3 protein-coding genes and 1 pseudogene are annotated in these 4,778 nt (G+C 44.4%); all 4 read left to right on the top strand.

Features of this window, described 5'->3' with window-relative positions:
- Positions 1-1,499 (top strand): putative baseplate assembly protein (locus F6K37_RS32220; RefSeq protein ID WP_287254679.1); only part of this gene is annotated, 1,499 nt, incomplete at its 5' end.
- 12 nt (positions 1,500-1,511) lie between these two features.
- Positions 1,512-2,513 (top strand): baseplate J/gp47 family protein, encoded by a 1,002-nt coding sequence (locus F6K37_RS32225; protein ID WP_287254681.1) that lies wholly within the window; start codon positions 1,512-1,514, stop codon positions 2,511-2,513.
- 6 nt (positions 2,514-2,519) lie between these two features.
- On the top strand, positions 2,520-3,314 hold the full coding sequence (locus F6K37_RS32230) for a phage tail protein (RefSeq protein WP_008178140.1): 795 nt from the start codon (positions 2,520-2,522) through the stop codon (positions 3,312-3,314).
- 371 nt (positions 3,315-3,685) lie between these two features.
- Positions 3,686-4,778: pseudogene (locus F6K37_RS32235) on the top strand (hypothetical protein); the annotation flags it as partial.

Below are 4,778 nucleotides of genomic sequence, written 5' to 3' on the forward strand. Positions count from 1 at the left end.
GAACAGAATTTACCAATCGTAAAATCAGCATTTTTTACTGTGTAACTGAGGTAAAATATGGAGATAATAATGTTACATTAGTCCCTAATGCAACGGCTGTTAAACAATTGAATAAAACTGAACAAGTTCAACTAGTATGGGAATATTGGGATGGCCAAGCATGGCAACAACTAACCATAAGAGATGAAACCGAAAACTTTACCCGTTCCGGTTTAATTGAATTTCTGCCACCAGGGGATTTTTCACCAAGGGAAGACTTTAATTTACCTCCCCGTTATTGGCTCCGGGTTAAATGGTTAAAGGGTGACTACGACGTTGAACCTAGGCTGAAACAAGTACTGCTGAATACTACCATGGCAGCACAAACAGCTACGATCCAAAAGGAAATTGTTGGCTCCAGTGACGGGACTGAAAATCAAAAATTTAATACAACTAGTCAGCCAATATTAGCAGGTCAAGAGCTGGAAGTGCGGGAACCGGAAATACCGTCTGCCCTAGAAAAGGACAAAATTCTCCTTGAAGAAGGGGAAAAGGCGATTACGGTTACTACTAATGAAACCGGAAGACCGCAAGAGATTTGGGTTCGTTGGCATCAAGTCCCGGATTTCTATCAATCAAAACCACGGGATCGCCATTATGTCTTTGATAATCTTACCGGAAAAATCACCTTTGGGGATGGACGCAATGGACTGATTCCTCCTCCTGGTCAAGGCAATATCCGCATGAGTCGCTATCAAACTGGTGGTGGAACTGCTGGAAACAAACCCGCTGGGGCGATTGTCCAACTCAAAACCACAGTCCCCTATGTGGACAAAGTGATTAACCATCAAGCAGCAGCAGGGGGGGCAGAAGCTGAAACCATTGACTCCCTAATCGAGCGCGCACCTAAGGAAATTCGCCATCGTCAGCGTGCTGTGACTAGGGAAGACTACGAAGATTTAGCCAAGCTGGCTTCACCAGAGGTAAGCAGAGCCAAGTGTGTACCCTTAGCCAATTTGAAAACCAATCCCCTGGCTGGACTGGATACCAAGCTAGATTCATCGGGAACAGTGAGTGTAATTATTGTACCCCGCTCCACTGAGGCTAAACCCCTACCCAGTTTGGAGCTAATCAAGCGCGTCCAAAACTACCTACAAGCCTACACTGAACCCACAGTGGCAATCTCTGTAGTGGGCGCTCTCTATGTCCGTGTCAATATTACCACTGAAATTGCGGTTACTTCCCTAGAAGGATCTCGTGAGGTAGCACAAACCGTGGAACAAACCTTAGCTAGTTTTCTGCATCCCCTAACCGGTGGTTTTGACGGAATGGGTTGGAATTTTGGTCGTCAACCCTATAAATCGGACTTATACCGACTACTGGAGAGAGTGCCGGGAGTAGACCATGTTTCTAGCTTGGAGGTGAATGACATCGAAGAACTAGAAGGTGCTAGCCAGACTAATCGCTTTTTAGTTTATTCCGGCAACCACACCATCGATTTAACCTTTGTGGAATCCTGAGGAGGGTAACTCATGCCAATAGAATTGCCTAATCTTGATGACCGCACCTATGACGACTTGGTGCAAGAAGCCCTGGGTATGATTCCCAGCTATGCGCCCCAATGGACTAATCACAATCCTTCTGATCCTGGTATTACCGTCATTGAGCTGTTTGCCTACCTTACCGAAATGCTGCTCTATCGGCAAAATCGGGTGACAGAGGCGAATATGCGGATGTTTTTACAACTGCTGAATGGACCAGATTGGCAGCAAACGGAGGATTTACAGACAGAGATTAAAGAGGCAATTACCCAAGTACGCGATCGCTACCGAGCCATCACCTGTGCCGACTTTGTGGAATTAGCCCGAGAAATGAAACCAGATGATACAGATGATACCGTTGCCAGGGCACACTGTATACCTCGACGTAACCTGGACTCGGAAAATGCCTTAGTCGAAAATGCCTTAGTCGAACCTGTGGATCAACCAGGTCATGTGAGTATTGTGATTATCCCCGACAGCAATAATCGTGAAAATAGCCCCCCTCAACCAAGCTCAAGGCTGATTAACGAGGTAAAAAACCACTTAGAAGAACGGCGATTGATTGGCACGGCAATCCATGTAGTTATGCCACGCTACATCACCATTAGCATCAGATTAACCATACACCTCAACCGAGAAGCAGACGTAGCAACCACTAGGGACAACATAAATAACGCACTGGAAAACTTTTTCGATCCCCTACCAAATCCTGACAATCCTCAAGGTTGGCCATTTGGTCGAAATGTTTATGTTTCCGAAGTTTATCAACTACTTGATGAACTAGAAGGTGTGGATTATGTCACCAAAACCAACCAGCAAGACGAAGTATTTTTTCCTCGTCCTGATGCCATAAACAATCAACAACGCCTAGTTAAAACCAACGGACAGCTAAGTGCTATCCAGGTCAAACCAGAAGAACTAGTGTATTTAGATCTTACCGCCAGCGATATAGACATCATATCCCCCTTAGAAACCCTTGATTTCAACGGTTAAAAACCAATGAAAAACTCAGCCCGTTCCCCCAGTAAACTTTTAGACTATCTGCCAGAGATTTATCAAAGCGATCCTTTCGTCGGTCAATTTTTACTACCCTTTGAAAATATTCTTTTGGGTCGTGCAGATGGGATCAACTTTTGTGAGCAGGGTTTAGAAGAAAAAATTGCCCGTATTTCTAATTACTTCCATCCCAACAAAACACCCCCAGACTTTCTGCCCTGGTTATCTAGCTGGGTAGCTTTGAGTCTCAGAGCAGATTTAGATGTCCAAAAACAACGGAAATTTCTGGCCAATACCGTCAGACTGTATCGTTTTCGAGGGACTAAAGACAATTTACAAGAACTGCTAGAATTATTTCTAGAGGACGAGGAAAAAGTCACCATTATCGACGCTTCCAATGCCGAATTTCAAATTGGTGACACCCAACTCCTGGAGCCCGAAAACCCAATTGACCTCGAAGAAATTCCAATTTACCCCGAAGGACTTCCCTCGCGATCGCTGCTGGGTAGAGGCACTTACCTTGGTGGTGGTATCCCCCACTTTTTTATAGTAAGAATTACTCCAGCTCAAGGATTAAACCCAGAGCAACTCCAACGACAAATAGAAATCGCTAATGCCATCATCGAACAGGAAAAACCAGCCCATAGCAAGTACAGACTAGAAATTATTTACACCACGCAGATTGGTGGTACTTTTGATTCTGATTCTGATTCTGAAGAAGTTACGGGTTCCCAGATTGGAATTAATACTATTTTGGGCAAGATTACCGAAAATGAGGAATCTATCTTAGGAGAGTAAGTGTAGCAGAAGTCAGAAGTCAGAAGTCAGAAGTCAGAAGTCAGAAGTCAGAAGTCAGAAGTCAAACTCTTGCGCTTCTTGATGCAATAGCGAGTGGGGGAAACCCCCAAGACCGCGCTGCATCGCTTACTTAGGTTTGAGACTTTTGTCATGTCCTAACTGCCCTGTCTTGATGCAATAGCGAGTGGGGGAAACCCCCAAGACCGCGCTGCATCGCTGGCGACTGCTATACCTGGACGACTGTACTAACTTGTGTAAAGTTGCCAAAAGTCCCTCTGCTCCCTGCTCCCTACTCCCTGTTCCCTGTTCCCTGTTCCCGACTTCTGCAAGAAGTCTAGTTAATTTTACTTTTCTCTGACTACTTAAGGATTATGAAATATATTCAACGTCCCAATTACTTTACTTCCCAGTTTCTAGTAGAAAAAGACTTTAACGATGAGCAAACCTACCATCGTGGCATGCGCCTGCGTCACAATAGCTTACTCCATGAATGGGGTGTGGTGGAAGGATTAGAAGTAAGGGAAGCTGGGCAGAAAAAAATTGCGGTTAGTGAGGGCATGGCCATTGATAAATATGGTCGAGAAATTATTGTTTTACCGGATTGTACAGTACCGGACACGATTAACACGATTAACTTAGATGGATTAGAACTAGAACCCAATACAACTACAACTATTGAAATTACCGTCATCTATGATGAAATTAAGGATGATGGTGACGAAGTAGCGGTAGGTAATGATAAAAAATACACTCGCACCACTGAACGTCCCAAGTTTGTCATTTACGGGAGTAAAACAAGTAAAGACAATCTCCAAGACGGTAATGTAGATGTAAAAACTGGTTTTGCCCCTACCGATGATAATGTGATTCTGTTGGCACGGGTGACCCTAGACAACAACGGTGAGGTTAGTGAAAATGCAGTGGATAATTCTGTACGCAAGCTTGCTGGTCCTAAGTTATCTAACCTCGATAAGTTAGAGCTAGATGGTACCATTTCCGCCGAAAACTTAAATCTGACCGGAAATTCAACCATCGATGGTTCCCTGACAGTGAATGGAAACCTGGAAGTAAAAGGGGATGTGATTGCCCGTGATACCGAGCATATTGCTGGGGATGTGTCCTTGGGGGATGCGGATAATCATGAAGTGAAAGTTACAGGGGTAATTCGCTCAGGGCATTCATCTGGAGCGTTGAGGGTGGATGATGCTTTACATACCACTGGTGCTCTGACAGTGGATGGTAATGTAGGTATTGGCACAAATAATCCTAGGCAGAAATTAGAGGTAGCTGGAACTGTTAAAGCCACTAGGTTTGAAGGGGATGGTTCTGGTTTAACTGGTATTGGTGCTGGAAAGTGGTCTGATGGTGGTAGTAACGGTATTTACTATAACAATGGCAATGTAGGTGCTATTTGTACCAATACCTACATTGCCATTGTTATAGTAAATACCGTTACTACCACCA

Source organism: Moorena sp. SIO4E2 (genome assembly GCF_010671945.1).
In the GTDB taxonomy this organism is placed as follows: Bacteria; Cyanobacteriota; Cyanobacteriia; order Cyanobacteriales; family Coleofasciculaceae; genus Moorena; species Moorena producens.

Bases quoted from the DNA above. Each gene is read 5' to 3' on its own strand.
- F6K37_RS32225 (WP_287254681.1), top strand. From the start codon at position 1,512: ATGCCAATAGAATTGCCTAATCTTGATGACCGCACCTATGACGACTTG.
- F6K37_RS32230 (WP_008178140.1), top strand. From the start codon at position 2,520: ATGAAAAACTCAGCCCGTTCCCCCAGTAAACTTTTAGACTATCTGCCA.